Genomic DNA, 15,987 nt, shown 5'->3' with positions numbered 1-15,987 from the left:
CTCAGCCCTCGTCGGCCACGGCGTCCGGACGGGCGTAGGTGCGGCCCTTCCACGCCGCCCCGCGCCCGCGGTAGTGCTGCACGGCCGAGTCGACCGTCATCAGCAGATAGAGGAACGCGGTGAACGGCAGCAGCGGGGCGAGCCACAGCGGCTGCCGGTAGTAACGCAGCATCGGCACGTACGTCCCCGCCATCACCGCCCACGCCGCGGCCCCCACGAGAGCGACCGGCGCGGCGCCGCCGGCCGCGCCCACGGCCACGGCGGCCGGCGGGACCAGGTACACCAGCGCGAGCCCGGCGACCGTACCGAGGAGCAGCGGGGGACTGTGCCGCAGCTGCGCGTAGGCGCTGCGCGAGACCATGCGCCACAGGTCGCGCAGCCGCGGATAGGGGCGCACGCTGTCCACCCGGTCGGCCAGCCCCAGCCAGACCCGTCCGCCCGCGCCTTTCACCGCGCGCGCGAGCGCGACGTCGTCGATGACGGCGTGCCGGATGGCCTCCGGGATGCGTGCCTTCTCGGCCATGTCCGCGCGCAGCAGGACGCAGCCGCCCGCCGCCGCGGCGGTGCGCGAGCCCGGCCGGCCGATCCACCGGAAGGGATACAGCTGCGCGAAGAAGTACACGAACGCCGGGACCACGAGCCGCTCCCACGGGCTCGCCACCCGCAGCCGCGCCATCTGCGACACGACGTCGAAGCCGCCGGTGCCGGCCGCCGCCACCAGCTCCCGCAGGCTGTCCGGCGCGTGCGCGATGTCGGCGTCCGTCAGCAGCAGGTATTCGGGGTCACGCGCGCGTGCCAGCCCGATGCCGTACCGCACCGCCCACAGCTTGCCCGTCCAGCCCGCCGGCGGCTCCCCGGGCGATCCCACCGTGAGCGGCAGCCCGCCGTGCCGCCGGGACAGCTCGCGGGCCAGGTCCCCGGTGCCGTCCGTACTGCCGTCGTCCACCAGGAAGACCTCCGCGCGTCCCGGATAGTCCTGCGCCAGCAGCGACGGCAGGCCGGCGGGCAGCACGGCGGCCTCGTCACGGGCCGGTACGACCACACAGACCGACGGCCACACGTCCGGGTCCCGGCGCCGCGGCAGGCGGACGTCCGTGCGCCAGAAGAAGCCCTGGCCCAGCAGCAGCCAGCACCAGGCGGCCAGTGATACGACGGTGATCCACAGGAAGGCGCTCACGGCCGCAGTCTGCCCCACCCGGACGGCCCACGAGGCCCCATCGTCTATCGTGGCCGGGTGAAGATCGCGCTCATGGACTCCGGAATCGGCCTGCTGCCCGCCGCCGCCGCGGTACGTCGACTGCGACCCGACGCGGATCTCGTGCTCTCGTGGGACCCGGACGGCATGCCCTGGGGACCGCGCACCCCCGAAGACATCACCGAGCGGGCCATCGCCGTCGCCGCGGCCGCCGCCGCACACGACCCCGACGTCCTGATCGTCGCCTGCAACACGGCGTCGGTGCACGCCCTGCCGGCGATGCGGGCCCGCTTCGAGCCGGACCTGCCGATCATCGGTACCGTTCCGGCGATCAAGCCGGCCGCCGCGGGCGGCGGGCCCGTCGCGATCTGGGCGACCCCGGCCACCACGGGAAGCGCCTACCAGCGCGGCCTGATCGAGGAGTTCGCGGCGGGCGTGACCGTGACCGAGGTGGCCTGCCCCGGTCTCGCGGACGCCGTGCACCACGCGGACGACGCGGCGATCGACGCGGCCATCGCCTCGGCCGCCGCCCGCACCCCCGACGACGTCACCACGCTCGTCCTCGGCTGCACCAACTACGAGCTGGTCGCCGAGCGCATCCGGGCGGCCGTCCAGCGGCCCGGCCGACCGCCGCTCATCCTGCACGGCACCGCCGGGGCGGTGGCCGCCCAGGCCCTGCGCCGGATCGGAGCGGAGTCGGTCCCGGCCACCGTCGCCGGCACCCCGCTCACGGTGCTGCTGAGCGGCCGTGAGGCGACCCTCCCGGACACGGCGCTCTCCTACGAGGAGGGCCGCTTCCTCCAGGCCGTCAGCCCCGTCCGCTGACCGGCGCGTAACCGGCCCGGCCGCACGGTCCGCCGTGCCCCGGCCGGGCCAGTCACCCCGTGCCACGCCCTACCGGCGGTGCGAAACCTGAGTAACCTCGTACACATGAGGGACCACCCCGACGCCGACGACACCCCCCGCCCGGACGTCTGGACGGGACGCGCCACCAACCGGGTCCAGTGGCTGCTCGCGCTGGTCGGTGCCGCCTGCATGGCGCTCGGCATCGAACTGGCCGTCGACTCGGCCTGGGGCTCCGGCATCGCCCCGCTCGTGATGTCCGTCGTGGGCTGCATCGCGGCCGGCCTGCTGGTCATCTTCGGCACGCTCGCCTTCGTGCACGTCGACCTCACGCTCGACAAGGAGTGCGTCGAAGTGCGCTGCGGGCACATGGGCCTGCCGCGCCGCCGCATCCCGCTCTCCCACGTGGCCGGTGCCGACTTCACCGCTCTCGTCACCCCCCGGCACTGGGGCGGCTGGGGCTACCGCTGGCGCCCCGAGAAGGGGACCGCGGTCGTCGTACGCCGCGGCGAGGGGATCGTGCTGCGCCTGTGGGACGGCCACACGTTCACGATCACCGTGGACAACGCGGAAACGGCGGTACGGGTCATCAGGGACCGCCTGCGGACGATCAAGCCGGGGACGGCGGCCTGACCTGTTGCGCCGGGAGACCCGCGCCGGCGGCCGGCACCCACGGCGCCCGTCGCCCCGCGTACCCGGCCCTCCGGCCGGTGGCAGGCCACGGCAGCGCGCCGGGCCCGGCCGCGCCGCCGAAGCCGGGCACGCCGTAACGGCTCACCTCCGGTTCGCCGGACGTGCGCGGAGCAGCACCGTGACCAGCGGCGAACGCCGGTGTGCGGGGCCCGGCCGCGCTGTCGGCGGTGACGTCAGCCGCCGTACACTCACCCGGGTGACCGTCACCGCAACTTCCGTGGACCAGTCGGACCAGCTCCAGCCGCGCCGGGCCTCCGGTGCGCGCGGCCGGCTGCTGCGCCTGGTCCCGGCCGCCGCCTCCGCGCTCTGCGGGGTGCTGCTCTACGTCAGCTTCCCGCCGCGCACCCTGTGGTGGCTGGCCCTGCCCGCCTTCGCCGGTTTCGGCTGGGTGCTGCGCGGCCGGAGCTGGAAGGCCGCCCTGGGCCTCGGCTACCTCTTCGGGCTGGGTTTCCTGCTGCCGCTGCTGGTGTGGACGAGCGTGGAGGTCGGGCCGCTGCCCTGGCTGGCGCTCGTGGCCATCGAGGCGGTCTTCATCGCGCTGGTCGGCGTGGGCGTCGCCGCGGTCTCCCGGCTGCCCGCCTGGCCGGTGTGGGCAGCGGCCGTGTGGACGGCGGGCGAGGCGGCCCGCGCGCGGGTGCCCTTCCAGGGCTTCCCGTGGGGCAAGGTGGCGTTCGGCCAGGCGGACGGCGTCTTCCTGCCGCTCGCCGCGCTGGGCGGCACCCCCGTGCTCGGCTTCGCGGTCGTCCTGTGCGGCTTCGGCCTGTACGAGGCCGGCCGGCTGATCGCCGAGCGGCGCCGTGGCCGGGTCGTGCGGCGCGCCGCCGCGACCGCCGCGCTGCTCGGCGTGGCGGTACCGGTGGCGGGCGCGGTCGCCGCCCGCGCGCTGGTGAGCGACACCGCGCAGCACGGCACCGCGACCGTGGCGCTCGTCCAGGGCAACGTGCCGCGCGCCGGGCTGGAGTTCAACGCCCAGCGGCGGGCCGTGCTCGACTACCACGCGCGCGAGACGCACAAGCTCGCCGCCGACGTCAGGGCGAGCAAGACTCCCAGGCCGGACTACGTCCTGTGGCCGGAGAACTCCTCCGACATCGACCCCTTCGGGTACCCGGACGCCGCCGCGGTCATCGAGCAGGCGGCCAAGGACATCGGCGTGCCCATCTCCGTCGGCAGCGTGGTCGAGCGGGACGGCAAGCTGCTCAACGAACAGATCCTGTGGGACCCGGTCAAGGGACCGACGCAGACCTACGACAAGCGGCAGATCCAGCCCTTCGGCGAGTACCTCCCGCTGCGCTCGCTGGTCGGCGCGATCAACAAGAGCTGGACCGAGATGGCCCGCCAGGACTTCAGCAGGGGCGCCAAGCCGGGCGTCTTCGACATCGACGGCGCCAGGGTGGGCCTGGCCACCTGCTACGAGGCCGCCTTCGACTGGGCCGTGCGGGACACGGTGACGCACGGCGCGGAGATGATCTCCGTGCCGAGCAACAACGCCACCTTCGACCGCAGCGAGATGACCTACCAGCAGCTCGCCATGTCCCGCGTCCGCGCCGTCGAGCACAGCCGCACCGTGACCGTGCCGGTGACCAGCGGGGTCAGCGCGGTCATCATGCCGGACGGGCGGATCACCCAGAGGACCGGCATGTTCGTGCCCGCCTATCTCGTCCAGAAGGTGCCACTGCGCAGGTCCACGACCCCCGCCACCGAACTGGGCATCCTTCCGGAGATCGCCCTGGTGCTGGTCGCCGCGGGCGGGATCGGCTGGGCGATCGGGTCCGGACTGCGCGCCCGGCGCGCCGGTGGCGCGTAGCCGTGCGCGTGCGGTGCGCGGTGCGCGCGACCGCCGTACGAACCGCCGTATGAGCGCCGTACGACCGGCATACGACTCCTGAAGCGGCCCTGACGCGGCGCACCGGCCCGCTAGGGTCGGGATCATGGCTACTCCCGATTTCATCCGCACGCTCAGGGCCACCGCCGGTCAACAGCTGCTGTGGCTCCCCGGTGTCACCGCGATCGTCTTCGACGACGAGGGCAGAGTGCTGCTCGGGCGGCGGTCCGACACGCGCGAGTGGTCGGTGATCGGCGGCATCCCGGAGCCGGGCGAGCAGCCCGCGGCCTGTGCGGTGCGGGAGGTCTTCGAGGAGACGGCGGTGCACTGCGTCGCCGAGCGGGTCGTCCTGGTGCAGGCGCTGGAGCCGGTGACCTATCCCAACGGCGACACGTGCCAGTACATGGACATCACCATCCGCTGCCGGGCGGTGGGCGGCGAGGCCCGGGTCAACGACGACGAGTCGCTGGAGGTCGGCTGGTTCACGCTCGACGCGCTGCCCGACCTGCATGAGTTCGGGCTCTTTCGGATCAAGCAAGCCATGTCGGATGCACCCACATGGTTCGACCCTATGACTGCCAGCTGAAGTATGGGTGGTCACCACATGTGGTGACCGTGGGGCTCCGCTTAGGGTCGGCACATGACCTCGCCCACCCCCCTTCCGGGGCCCGGCCCCCGATCCCGGCCCCCCAGCCTCGACCTCGGCGGCCGCACCGCCCTCGTCACCGGTGCCGCCGGCGGCATCGGCCGCGCCTGCGCGCTGCGGCTCGCCGCCGCCGGGGCCGAGGTGCGCGCCGTCGACCGGGACGCGGCCGGCCTGGCCGAACTGGCCGAGCAGGCGGAGCGGACCGGCGACCTCGCGGGCACCGTCGTACCCGTGGTCGTGGACCTCACCGACCTGGACGCCGCCGAACGCGCCGCCGCCGGCACCGATGTGCTGGTCAACAACGCCGGCCTGCAACTCGTGCGGCCCATCGAGGAGTTCCCGCCCGAGGTGTTCCACACGGTCCTCACCGTGATGCTGGAAGCCCCCTTCCGCCTCATCCGGGGCGCCCTGCCGCACATGTACGCGCAGGGCTGGGGCCGGATCGTCAATGTCTCGTCCGTCCATGGTCTGCGGGCCTCGGCCTATAAGTCCGCCTATGTGGCCGCCAAACACGGCCTCGAAGGGCTGTCCAAGACGGCAGCCCTGGAAGGCGCCGCCCATGGAGTGACCTCGAACTGCGTGAACCCGGCCTATGTGCGCACCCCGCTGGTCGAGAAGCAGATCGCGGACCAGGCCGAGGCGCACGGCATCCCCGAGGACCGGGTGCTCGCCGAGGTCCTGCTGAAGGACAGCGCCGTGCGGCGGCTCATCGAACCGGAGGAGGTCGCCGAGGCCGTGGCCTACCTGTGCGGCCCGCAGGCGTCCTTCGTCACCGGCACCTCGCTCGTCCTGGACGGCGGGTGGACGGCCCACTGACCGGCCCGGCGGCACCGGCACCGGCAGCGGCTCCGGGAGTTTTCCACAGGGCTGCCGGGCCGGGTGGCCCATACGGAATCCTGTGACCATGTCCCGCGATCATCTCCAGTCGGCACCCAGCGGCAGCGCCGAGGCCCCGTACCTAGGCCTGCTGGCCCGCGACGCCTCCGTCGAGGCCTACGAGCAGCCCGTGCTGCGCGCCCGAGCCGAGGGCGAGCCGGCGGACCGCGTCGCCGCGCTGGAAGAGGCCAGACTGCTCGCCCTGCGCGTGCGCGCGGAGCTGGAGGGCCGCCGACGGCGCGAGGCGGAGCTGTCGGCGCTCTTCGAGACCGCCCACGACCTGGCCGGACTCCGCGATCTGGACGCCGTCCTCCAGGCGATCGTGCAGCGTGCCCGTTCCCTGCTCGGCACGGACGTCGCCTACCTGAGCCTGAACGACCCGGCCCGCGGCGACACCTACATGCGGGTCACGGAGGGCTCCGTCTCGGCCCGCTTCCAGCAGTTGCGCCTCGGCATGGGAGAGGGACTCGGCGGACTCGTCGCCCAGACCGCCCGGCCGTACGTCACCGACGACTACTTCCAGGACGGCCGTTTCCAGCACACCCTCACCATCGACGCCGGCGTCCGCGACGAGGGGCTGGTCGCCATCCTCGGCGTCCCCCTGATGCTCGGCCCGCACGTGATCGGCGTCCTGTTCGCCGCGGACCGTCGCGCGAGGGTCTTCGAACGCGGGCAGATCGCCCTGCTCGGCTCTTTCGCGGCGCTCGCCGCGGCGGCCATCGACACCGCCAACCTGCTCACCGAGACCCGCGCCGCCCTGGCCGGCCTGGAGCACGCCAACGAGATCATCCGCGACCGCAGTGCCGTCATCGAGCGCGCGTCCGACGTCCACGACCGGCTCGCCGAACTCGTCCTGCGCGGCGGCGGGGTCCACGACGTGGCCGCCGCCGTCTCCCAGGTCCTCGCCGGAGCCGTCGAGTTCACCGAGGCCACGGCGGCACCGGCCGAGGCGCTGGAGGCCTCGCGCGCCGAGGGGCACGCGGTACGCCACGGCAGCGACTGGATCGCCGCGGTGGCCGCCGGAGGTGAACTCCTCGGCGCGCTGGTCCTGCGCGGTCACCCCGGCCTCGACCCCGTCGACCAGCGCACCCTGGAGCGCGCGGCCATGGTCACCTCCCTGCTGCTGCTCGCCCGCCGCTCCGCCGCCGAGGCCGAACAGCGCGTGCGCGGTGAGCTGCTGGACGATCTGCTGGACGCGCGCGACCGGGACCCGCGGCTGCTGCGCGAGCGCGCCAGACGCGTCCAGGCGGACCTGGACGCCACCCATGTCGTCCTCGCCGCCCGCCTCGACGGCCCGGCGGCCGACGCCGACGAGGAGGCCGCGGCCCGCCGCCGGCTCTGGTCCGCCGCCTCCCACCTCGCGGCCACCCGGCACGGCCTGGCCGCTGCCCGCGACGGCGGCACGGTCCTGCTGCTGCCGCTCGGCGCCGGCGACACCGCCACGGACGTGGCCCGCCGCACCGCCCGCCACCTGGGCACCGCCGTCCACCAGCCGGTCACGGTCGGCGCCTCCGCACCCGTCACCGACCTCGCCGGGAACCCCGAGACCGTGACCGCCGCCTATGCCGAGGGGCGCCGCTGCCTGGACGCGCTGCACCTGCTGGGCCGGGCCGGGGACGGCGCGGCGGCCGAGGACTTCGGCTTCCTCGGTCTGCTTCTCGCGGGTGAACGGGACATCGCCGGGTTCGTCGAGCGGACCATCGGCCCGGTGGTGTCGTACGACGAGCGGCGCGGCACGGAACTGCTGCGGACCCTGGACGCCTACTTCGAGGGCGGGATGAGCCCGGCACGCACCAAGGACGCGCTGCACGTCCACGTCAACACCGTGGCGCAGCGGCTGGAGCGCGTGGGCCGCCTGCTGGGCGAGGACTGGCAGACCCCCGCGCGGGCCCTGGAGATCCAACTGGCCCTGCGGCTGCACCGGCTCGCCGCGCCCGGACGCCACTGACCGGCCCCCGCGCGGGGGCCGGTCAGTGGCGTCGCTACGGTGCCGGCGCGAAGGCCGGACGGGATGCGGGCGGGCGAGGGCGCCGCTCAGACGGTGCGCGCCTCGGCGGCCGGGCTCGCCGCGGGGGTCTCCCCGTCCTCACCGTCGACCTGGGCCAGATCGCGGTGCCGCGTCTCCCGCCCGAGGCCCACCGCGATCAGGGTCAGCACGGCGGCGGCGATCACGTACAGCGCGATCGGGGTGGAGCCGCCGTAGTCCTTGAGCAGCGCGGTGGCGATGAGCGGGGCGGGCGCGCCGGCGGCCACGGAGGCGAACTGCGCGCCGATGGACGCGCCCGAGTACCGCATCCGCGTCGCGAACATCTCGGCGAAGAAGGCGGCCTGGGGCGCGTACATGGCGCCGTGCAGCACGAGTCCGACGGTGACGGCGAGGATCAGGTACCCGAACGAGCCGGTGTCCACGAGCGCGAAGAAGGGGAACATCCACAGCCCGACACCGGCGGCGCCGAGCAGGTACACGGGCCGCCGGCCGACCCGGTCGGACAGCGCGCCCCAGGCCGGGATGACGGCGAAGTGCACGGCCGAGCCGATGAGGACGGCGTTGAGGGCGGTCTGCTTGGAGACGCCGGCCGAGGTCGTGGCGTAGACGAGGATGAAGGCGGTGATGACGTAGTAGCTGATGTTCTCCGCCATGCGGGCGCCCATCGCCACGAGCACGTCCCGCCAGTGGTGCCGGAGCACGGAGACGAGCGGCAGCTTCTCCTGGGCGCCGTCGCGCCGCGCCTCGGCCCGCTCCCGGGCCTCCTTGAAGACGGGCGATTCATCGACAGACAGACGAATCCACAAACCGACGAGCACGAGCACACCGGAGAGCAGGAACGGGATCCGCCACCCCCACGTGCCGAAGGCGTCGTCGGACAGCACGGCGGTGAGCAGTGAGAGCACGCCGGTGGCCAGCAGCTGTCCGGCCGGCGCGCCGGTCTGCGGCCACGAGGCCCAGAAGCCGCGCCGCCGTGCGTCCCCGTGCTCCGACACCAGCAGGACGGCACCGCCCCACTCGCCGCCGAGCGCGAAGCCCTGCACCAGGCGCAGCACGGTGAGCAGCACGGGCGCGGCGGCGCCGACGGTGGCGTGCGTGGGCAGCAGGCCGATGGCGAACGTGGCCCCGCCCATCAGCAGCAGGCTGAGCACCAGCAGCTTCTTGCGCCCCAGCCGGTCACCGTAGTGCCCGAAGACGAGCGCCCCCAGCGGGCGGGCCGCGAAGCCCACGGCGTACGTCAGGAACGACAGCAGCGTGCCGACGAGCGGGTCGGAGTCCGGGAAGAACAGCTTGTTGAACACCAGCGCGGCGGCGGAGCCGTAGAGGAAGAAGTCGTACCACTCGATCGTGGTCCCGATGAGGCTGGCGGCGACGATTCTGGGGAGGCTGGCGGGGGGTGGGGGAGCGGTGGTGGTTCCGGAGGCCATGTGCGCCACTTCCTCGTGTGCGGTGGGGACGGGTACGTGTCGGCACACCGTAGAAACACGCTCGTCAGCCGCACATGTGGTGAGGCACCATAGTTAGGGGGTCGGCTATGCGTCCAGCCACCATGATGACTTCGGGCAGGGCGGTTCAGGCACGCGAAGGCTCGGCGCTGACCAGAAGCCCCGCAAGCCGGGGTCGGGCCCCTGGCGCAGATATATGCAGCGACGAAGCGCACGGAGTCGTCGGTATGGCATGTGCGTCAGATGAGGTGGATATGCATGTGGCGGGATTGCTGACTGCACGGGGGGAGAAACGGTGGACATCAACGGGGGGTTGTCCTTACCTGATCGAATTGTCCGAACATCCGAGTTTGCCCGGCTGACCGATTTCATTCAGTTGGTGAGAACACGCGGTCACGGCGGCGTGGAGGTACTGGGGGACCCTGGCAGCGGCAAGACGTGGCTTCTCGACGCCGCCGCCCGTGACGCGCGCCGTCGCGGCATGTGGGTGCTGCGGGCACGGTGTTCGATGGCCGAGGCGGAAGTACCGCTCCACCCCTTTCTCCAGGCGCTCAACGCCTGGGTGGCCTCCGCCGACGGCGCGCCGGGCGGTGATGCGAAGCGCACCGAGAGGGCGCGGGCGCTGGCCCGGACCCTGGCCCAGTCGGCCGGTTCGCTCCAGCCGATGCCGTCATGGGACCGGTTCTTCGAACAGCGCCGTGCGCTGGCCGAGTGCCTGGCCCTCGCCCCGGCCGGCTGTCTGCTGGTGCTGGACGACATGCAGTGGGCGGACGCCTGGTCGATCAGGTTCCTGGAGATCCTGATCCGCTGGCCGGTGGAGGAGCGGCTCGCCCTCGTCGTCGCGCACCGGCCCCGGCAGAGCCCGGTGGGGCTGCGGGCGGCGCTGCAGGAAGGCATCGACCTGGGGTTCATCGGGCAGGTGCACCTCGACCCGCTCACCGTCTCGCAGAGCGGCGCCCTGCTGGACGTGGACCCGGCCTCCCCGGACCTCGCCCGTCTGCACCAGGAGGGTGACGGCCTCCCGCTGTACGTCACCGCGCTCGCCGGCAAGGAGAGCCCGCGCCTGGACAACGCCGAGACCTGGGCGCAGAGCCCCCTCGGCGCCCGACTGCTCACCGAGGTGTCCCGGCTCGACAGCGAGGCCCGGTTGGTGGCGCACGTGGCGGCGGTGCTCGGCGACTCCTTCGACGTGCCGGCGGTGGCGGCCACCGCCCAGATGAAGGTGTCGTCGGCGTCCAGGGCGCTGAGCGAGCTGCGCCGGCACGACGTCGTACGGATGCTCGGCGCCGGCACGATGATGTTCCGTCACCCCTTGATGCGGTACTGCATCTACGGCTGTACCAGCACATGGTGGCGGCACGACCTGCACCGGCGCGCCCTGGAGTACCTGACCGAGCGCGGCGAACCCGCGACGGTACTCGCCCTGCACATCGAGGCGATCGGTGCCGAGGACCCGGCGGCCGTGCGAACACTGGTCGCCGCCGCGAGCGCGGCACTGCACTCCGGCCGGTCCGAGCTCGCCGTCCGCTGGCTGGTGGGGGCGTTGCGTGCGCAGCGGGCACGCGGCGGAGGGGCGCGGCACGGGATGGTGGACGCCGCCGTCTGGCGCCGAGTGGCGCAGGCAGCCGCCGCGGACGGTGACCGCGAGCGGCTGATCGAGCTGGGCGGCGAACTGCTGTCCCTGCTGGACGAGTCCACCGGGGCGCGGGCCACCGCGGCGGCCACGTTGGCCTGTCTGCACGCCTCGCTCGGTGACGCCGAACGCGGGCAGGCCCTGCTCGGTCAGGAGACCGCCAGGCTCGGCCGCGCCGACCCCGCGGTGCGCGCGGTGATGGACCTCTCGGGGGTGCTGGTCAAGCTGCTCACGGGCACGGTACCCAGCCGCGCCGAGCTGGACTCGCTGGGCTCGTGGGCGAGGCAGGCGCACCCGGTCCACGGCTTCGGCGCCGAGGCCGTGCGCGCGTTGTGCGTGATGTTCGAGGGCGACCGCGCGGAGGGGCAGCGTCTGCTGGCCGGGTGCGCGCAGGCGCTGGCGAACTGCTCCGACGGGGACGCGGAGACGCCGGGGTTCGCCGAGTTCCTGCTCATGATGGCCTGGGCGGAGGCGCTGGTGGGGGAGTACGAGTCGGCCCAGCGCCATGTCCGCGCGGCTCACGAGTCCATGCACAAAACCGGCGGCAGGCACCAACTGCCCCTGCTGTTGCTCGTGCTGACCGGTATCCACTACGGCCAGGGCGAGCTGCCCGAGGCGTACGACGCGGCCAAGCGGGCCGAGGCGGCGGCCAGGCAGATCGGCCGGCACGACTACGCCGCTGTGGCGGACGCGTTCGCGGCGGCCGCCGCGGGCCGGGCGTGGCACCGCCATCCGGCGCCCTCGGCACCGCGGTTCCGGCACGGGCTGGACGAGGGCAACTTCTGGGCGCCGGTCGCCGTGATCCTCCAGGCGGAGGCGTCGCTGTCCGTCGGCGACAACGTCGGCGTGCTGGAACTGCTGGCCGCGCAGCAGGACATGTGGGAGAGCGCCGGTCCCGCGAAGGTGCACCGGGCGCGGGTGTACGAGCTGCTCGCCGCAGCGGCGGAGGGCCTCGGCGACAAGGCCACAGCGGGACACTGGGAGAGCCTGGCGGCGAAGGCCGTACGGTCCCGCCCGGGGCGGCGCGAGGCGTCGGACGGGACCGGGACGGCGCCGGCCCGGACGGACGCCGCGGCGGCGGAGGAGCGGAGCGAACCCGCGCAGGACGAGGGAGACGCCCCCGGTGGCTCCGCGCCGGGACGCACGGCCGAGGAGAGCCCGCTGCCCACGGCCCTGCTGACCACGAGGGAACGCCAGGTCGCGCAGCTGGTCGGCGAGGGCATGCGGACGAAGGACATCGCCACCTCGCTCGGCGTCAGCCCGCGCACCGTGGACACGCATCTGGCCCGGATATACAGCAAAATGGGCGTTCATTCGCGTGCCGAGCTGATGCGCAAGGTCTTCCTCGAGGGCGATGGCGAGAGTGCCGCGCGGTCACTGGCTCCGCGTCGTTCGTGACACGGCCGCCGCCACCGATTACGGGCAGTGGCGCGCCGAACACGGGATCCACCTCATCGTGACCAGATGGTGAGAACGTCCGCGCTGTGGTTCCCGCGGATGCCCCGGTAACGTCCGATATCGTGCTGCTTTTTTCATCGGAAATGCTGGTCGCGTGTTTACGGTGCGGCGTGTCGATTTATTTGCGTTGAATTTTAAGTATTTACTTTTCATTGGCCAATCTACGTACGTGGGCCGCTCGGGGGGCGCGGCCGGATGTCGTCGGTGAGTGGTGGCGGTCGTCACGGTGATGACCCCGTCGGCGCCTGTGCCGCCCGCATGAAGGCAGGGGCCGGGCGGCCGCGTCCGCGTGTCGGAAGGGGAGGAGTGCTCGTGGGACCGGGAAGCAAAGGCGGGGCTCGGACATTATCGGGTACGTACGTAGTTCCTCGGATGTGTGTTCGCCACGTCATGGTCCAGACTGATCGGGTTCCTTTACCGTGGAATCATTCAGCCAGACCGAACCCGTGAGGTGTGAATGCGGTTTGAAATACTCGGTTCGCTCCGAGTAATCGACGGTTCGCGACAGTTCACGCTAAGTGCCCCGAAAATCGAGACGGTTCTCGCGGCGCTGCTCGTCGAGTCGGGGCGCTTCGTCAACAAGGATCAGCTGATCGGGGAACTGTGGGTGAGCAATCCGCCCCGCCGTGCCTCGGCCACCGTCCATGTGTACATTTCCCAACTGCGCAAGTTCCTGGTGTCGGCGGGGGACATCGAGGGACGGGCCATCGTCACCAAGCCGGCCGGCTACCTGCTGAAGACCGACGGCGCGGGCTTCGACTTCCAGGACTTCCACGAGGCGGTGCGCAGAGGGCACGCGCACCACCAGGCCGCCGCCTACGAGGCGGCGCTGGCCGCATTCGAACGGGCGCTGTCACTGGTCCGCGGCCAGGTCCTGGACGGCTTCGCCGAGGGGCCGATCCTGAACTCCTTCGCCGCCTGGGTCGAGGAGGAGAGCCTGCAGTGCCTCGAGATGTCCGTGGAGGCGCGGCTGGCCCTCGGCCGGCACCGCGAGGTCATCGGACTGCTGTACGGGCTGACGAGCGAATACCCGTTGCGTGAGTCGTTCTACCGGCAGCTGATGCTGGTGCTCTACCGTTCCGAACGCCAGGTCGAGGCGCTGGAGGTCTACCGCACCGCCCAGCGCGTACTCCGCGCCGAACTCGGACTGGAGCCCTGCCGTGCCCTCAGGCAGTTGCACCGGGCCATCCTCGCGTCCGACCGCGACCTGGACGTCCTGATGGCGAGCTGAGCGGCGGGCCCGCCCGCCGCATGCCCGCGCTGCCGGCCGGGGGTCGGTCTCAGTGCTCCGGCACCAGACCCCCGGCCGGGAGAAGGAGGGCCGCCAGCCGGGCGGCGAACACGGCGGGTGACTCCCGCAGGAAGAAGAAGTGCCCGCCCTCGAAGGAGTGGAAGGTGCTCTCCGCCCAGCTGCGCGCCGCCCACTCGCGGGCTTCGGCCTCGGAGACCAGCGGGTCCGCGACTCCGTGGAACACGTCTACCGGACAGTCCAGCGGGGGCGTGGCCGAGGGGCTGCGGGTCGCGCACAGGCGCAGATCCGCCCTGGTCAGTTCCAGCGCCGGACGCACCCAGTCCGGATAGCGCAGCAGTTCGGCGGACATGCCGCCGATACCGACGATCTTCTCGACGAGTTCGTCGTCGGAGTCGGTGTGTGACGAGGCCAGCGCGGGCGCCAGCTGGGGCGCACGCGCGGCTCCCGCGACGAGACGCACCGGGAGCACGTCACCGCGGGCCTGCCTGCGGGCGACGAGGTCGTGCGCCACCAGGGCGCCCATGCTGTGGCCGTAGCAGGCGTATCGCCCCGTGAGGTACGGGCCCAGCTGGTCGTCGAGCTCGGCCACCAGGCCGGCCATCGACCGCGCAAGCGGTTCGGCCCTACGCCCCTCCCGCCCCGGCAGTTGCACGGGCAGCACGTCGATGTGCGGCGCGAGCGCGTTGCGCACCGCGGTGAACGCCGAGGCGCTGCCACCGGCGTGGTGGAAGCAGAACAGCCGGAGCGGCCCGCCGGCGACCGGAGTCGTCGTCAGGTACCGGGTCCGCTGCGTCGCCGGCCCGCGGCCGGATACGGTGCCTTCCCACTCGCGCACGTCTGTGCCTCCCCGAGAGTTTTCGCCCATCGTCGCCGGGCCGCATTGACCGGCTCTAAAGCCGGTCTTGTGCCCGGACGGGCGAGGGCGCCGCCCGCCGGGAGCGCGCCGACCCGCTAGAGCGGGGCCTTAAGCCCGCTTAAGCGCCCCCTCCCAGGATCTTCGCTGCCGGGCTCCGCCGGACGGCCCGTCCGGTGCACCGCCCCGCTTCGAGCCGGTCGATGCCCCGGTCCGGACGGGCGGGGGCCGCGACCAGACGGAGGGACCAGATGCAACCCCAACGAATCCATGTCGCGTCCGCGGGTACCGCCCTCCCGGGCGCGCCCGTCGACAACGCCGCGCTCACCCGGCGCTTCGGCATGAGCGACCAGTGGGAGGAGTGGATCGGGGTCTTCATCGCCACGGAGACCCGGCACCTCACGGTCGACCTGGACACCGGCGAACGGCGCAACACCCTGGCGGACCTGTGCGAACTCGCCGCGCGCCGCGCGCTCGACGGCGCCGCGACCGCCGCCGCCGACATCGACCTGGTGGTCATGGGCACCGCCACCCCGGACCGGCTCCTGCCGACGACGGCCTCCGTGGTGGCGGACCGGCTGGGCATCGACGGCGTCCCCGTCTTCCAGTTGCAGTCAGGATGCACCGGTGCGTTCCAGGCGCTGGACCTCGCCCACCGGCTGCTCACCACGGGCGCGTACCGCAGGGCGCTGGTGATCGGCGGCGAGCTGAACGAGAAGTACTTCGACCTCGGCCAGGACTTCTCCAAGCTGCGTCCCGAACAGCTCATCAACTACGTGCTGTTCGGCGACGGCGCCGGCGCGATGGTCCTCAGCACCGAGCCCGGGGGCGCGCTCGCCAGGGTGTGCCTCACGTCGTCCCGGCTCACGGGCCACGGCCGTGAGCCGGGGCAGATCCTGGAGTGGTTCGGCCCCGCCGACCGCATGTCCGACCGGCTCCCCGCGGCGGAGGACTACAAGGCCATCGAGGAGACCGTGCCCCGGATGAGCCGCGAGATCCTGGACCAGGTGCTGGCCGACGTCGGCTGGACCCGCGAGGACGTCGACTACGTCCTGCCGCCGCAGCTGTCCGGCCGGATGACCCGCCGGGTCGTCGACGAACTGGACCTGCTGGGCGCCAAGGAGGTCAGTTGCGTCACCCAGATCGGCAACACCGGGAACGCCACGCCGTTCTTCCAGGTCGAGCGAGCGCTCCAGCTCATGGCTCCCGGAGACCGGGCGGTCGGGATCTCGGTGGAGTCGAGCAAGTGGATCCGCGCCGGTTTCGCGATCGAGCGGGTGTGAC

The 15,987-nt window shown here is 72.9% G+C and carries 12 protein-coding genes; 9 read left to right on the top strand and 3 right to left on the bottom strand.

The window, feature by feature from the left end; all coding sequences use genetic code 11:
• Position 1: 1 nt before the first annotated feature.
• Entirely contained in the window at positions 2-1,195 is a 1,194-nt protein-coding gene (locus tag AB0947_RS19245) for a glycosyltransferase (protein ID WP_366751525.1), read from the bottom strand.
• A gap of 39 nt (positions 1,196-1,234) precedes the next feature.
• Between AB0947_RS19245 and AB0947_RS19240 the strand changes: the two genes are divergently transcribed.
• The 6 genes from AB0947_RS19240 (at position 1,235) to AB0947_RS19215 (ending at position 8,023) form a co-directional block, all read left to right on the top strand.
• Entirely contained in the window at positions 1,235-2,020 is a 786-nt protein-coding gene (locus AB0947_RS19240) for an aspartate/glutamate racemase family protein (RefSeq protein WP_366751524.1), read from the top strand.
• A 105-nt stretch (positions 2,021-2,125) separates the two neighbouring features.
• On the top strand, positions 2,126-2,671 hold the full coding sequence (locus AB0947_RS19235; protein ID WP_366751523.1) for a hypothetical protein: 546 nt from the start codon (positions 2,126-2,128) through the stop codon (positions 2,669-2,671).
• A 256-nt stretch (positions 2,672-2,927) separates the two neighbouring features.
• Entirely contained in the window at positions 2,928-4,535 is a 1,608-nt protein-coding gene (gene lnt / locus AB0947_RS19230) for an apolipoprotein N-acyltransferase (RefSeq protein ID WP_366751522.1), read from the top strand.
• Positions 4,536-4,659: 124 nt separating this feature from the next.
• On the top strand, positions 4,660-5,139 hold the full coding sequence (locus tag AB0947_RS19225; protein WP_366751521.1) for an NUDIX domain-containing protein: 480 nt from the start codon (positions 4,660-4,662) through the stop codon (positions 5,137-5,139).
• A 54-nt stretch (positions 5,140-5,193) separates the two neighbouring features.
• Positions 5,194-6,015, top strand: coding sequence for a 3-hydroxybutyrate dehydrogenase (locus tag AB0947_RS19220; protein WP_366751520.1), 822 nt, complete (start codon positions 5,194-5,196; stop codon positions 6,013-6,015).
• 88 nt (positions 6,016-6,103) lie between these two features.
• A complete protein-coding gene (locus AB0947_RS19215) occupies positions 6,104-8,023 on the top strand; it encodes a GAF domain-containing protein (RefSeq protein WP_366751519.1) in 1,920 nt (639 codons plus the stop codon).
• An 86-nt stretch (positions 8,024-8,109) separates the two neighbouring features.
• Here AB0947_RS19215 and AB0947_RS19210 read toward each other — a convergent pair whose 3' ends face one another.
• Positions 8,110-9,489 (bottom strand): MFS transporter, encoded by a 1,380-nt coding sequence (locus tag AB0947_RS19210; RefSeq protein WP_366751518.1) that lies wholly within the window; start codon positions 9,487-9,489, stop codon positions 8,110-8,112.
• A 313-nt stretch (positions 9,490-9,802) separates the two neighbouring features.
• Here AB0947_RS19210 and AB0947_RS19205 point away from each other — a divergent pair, with 313 nt between their 5' ends.
• Positions 9,803-12,538, top strand: a complete 2,736-nt coding sequence (locus AB0947_RS19205) for an AAA family ATPase (RefSeq protein WP_366751517.1) — start codon at positions 9,803-9,805, stop codon at positions 12,536-12,538.
• 517 nt (positions 12,539-13,055) lie between these two features.
• Positions 13,056-13,829, top strand: a complete 774-nt coding sequence (locus AB0947_RS19200; RefSeq protein WP_366751516.1) for an AfsR/SARP family transcriptional regulator — start codon at positions 13,056-13,058, stop codon at positions 13,827-13,829.
• A 49-nt stretch (positions 13,830-13,878) separates the two neighbouring features.
• On the opposite strand, the gene AB0947_RS19195 is transcribed toward AB0947_RS19200, so the two are convergent.
• A complete protein-coding gene (locus AB0947_RS19195; RefSeq protein WP_366751515.1) occupies positions 13,879-14,685 on the bottom strand; it encodes an alpha/beta fold hydrolase in 807 nt (268 codons plus the stop codon).
• A 269-nt stretch (positions 14,686-14,954) separates the two neighbouring features.
• Between AB0947_RS19195 and AB0947_RS19190 the strand changes: the two genes are divergently transcribed.
• Positions 14,955-15,986, top strand: a complete 1,032-nt coding sequence (locus AB0947_RS19190; RefSeq protein WP_366751514.1) for a 3-oxoacyl-ACP synthase III family protein — start codon at positions 14,955-14,957, stop codon at positions 15,984-15,986.
• Position 15,987: the final 1 nt, after the last annotated feature.

The sequence above is a fragment of the Streptomyces sp. NPDC047841 genome (assembly GCF_040704085.1).
Lineage (GTDB): Bacteria > Actinomycetota > Actinomycetes > Streptomycetales > Streptomycetaceae > Streptomyces > Streptomyces argyrophylli.
Note: the sequence above shows the minus strand (reverse complement) of the source record. Positions and strands in the feature narration are given on the sequence as shown.

Bases quoted from the DNA above. Each gene is read 5' to 3' on its own strand.
- AB0947_RS19235 (WP_366751523.1), top strand. From the start codon at position 2,126: ATGAGGGACCACCCCGACGCCGACGACACCCCCCGCCCGGACGTCTGG.
- AB0947_RS19210 (WP_366751518.1), bottom strand. From the start codon at position 9,489: ATGGCCTCCGGAACCACCACCGCTCCCCCACCCCCCGCCAGCCTCCCC.
- AB0947_RS19225 (WP_366751521.1), top strand. From the start codon at position 4,660: ATGGCTACTCCCGATTTCATCCGCACGCTCAGGGCCACCGCCGGTCAA.
- AB0947_RS19220 (WP_366751520.1), top strand. From the start codon at position 5,194: ATGACCTCGCCCACCCCCCTTCCGGGGCCCGGCCCCCGATCCCGGCCC.
- AB0947_RS19215 (WP_366751519.1), top strand. From the start codon at position 6,104: ATGTCCCGCGATCATCTCCAGTCGGCACCCAGCGGCAGCGCCGAGGCC.
- AB0947_RS19200 (WP_366751516.1), top strand. From the start codon at position 13,056: ATGCGGTTTGAAATACTCGGTTCGCTCCGAGTAATCGACGGTTCGCGA.
- AB0947_RS19190 (WP_366751514.1), top strand. From the start codon at position 14,955: ATGCAACCCCAACGAATCCATGTCGCGTCCGCGGGTACCGCCCTCCCG.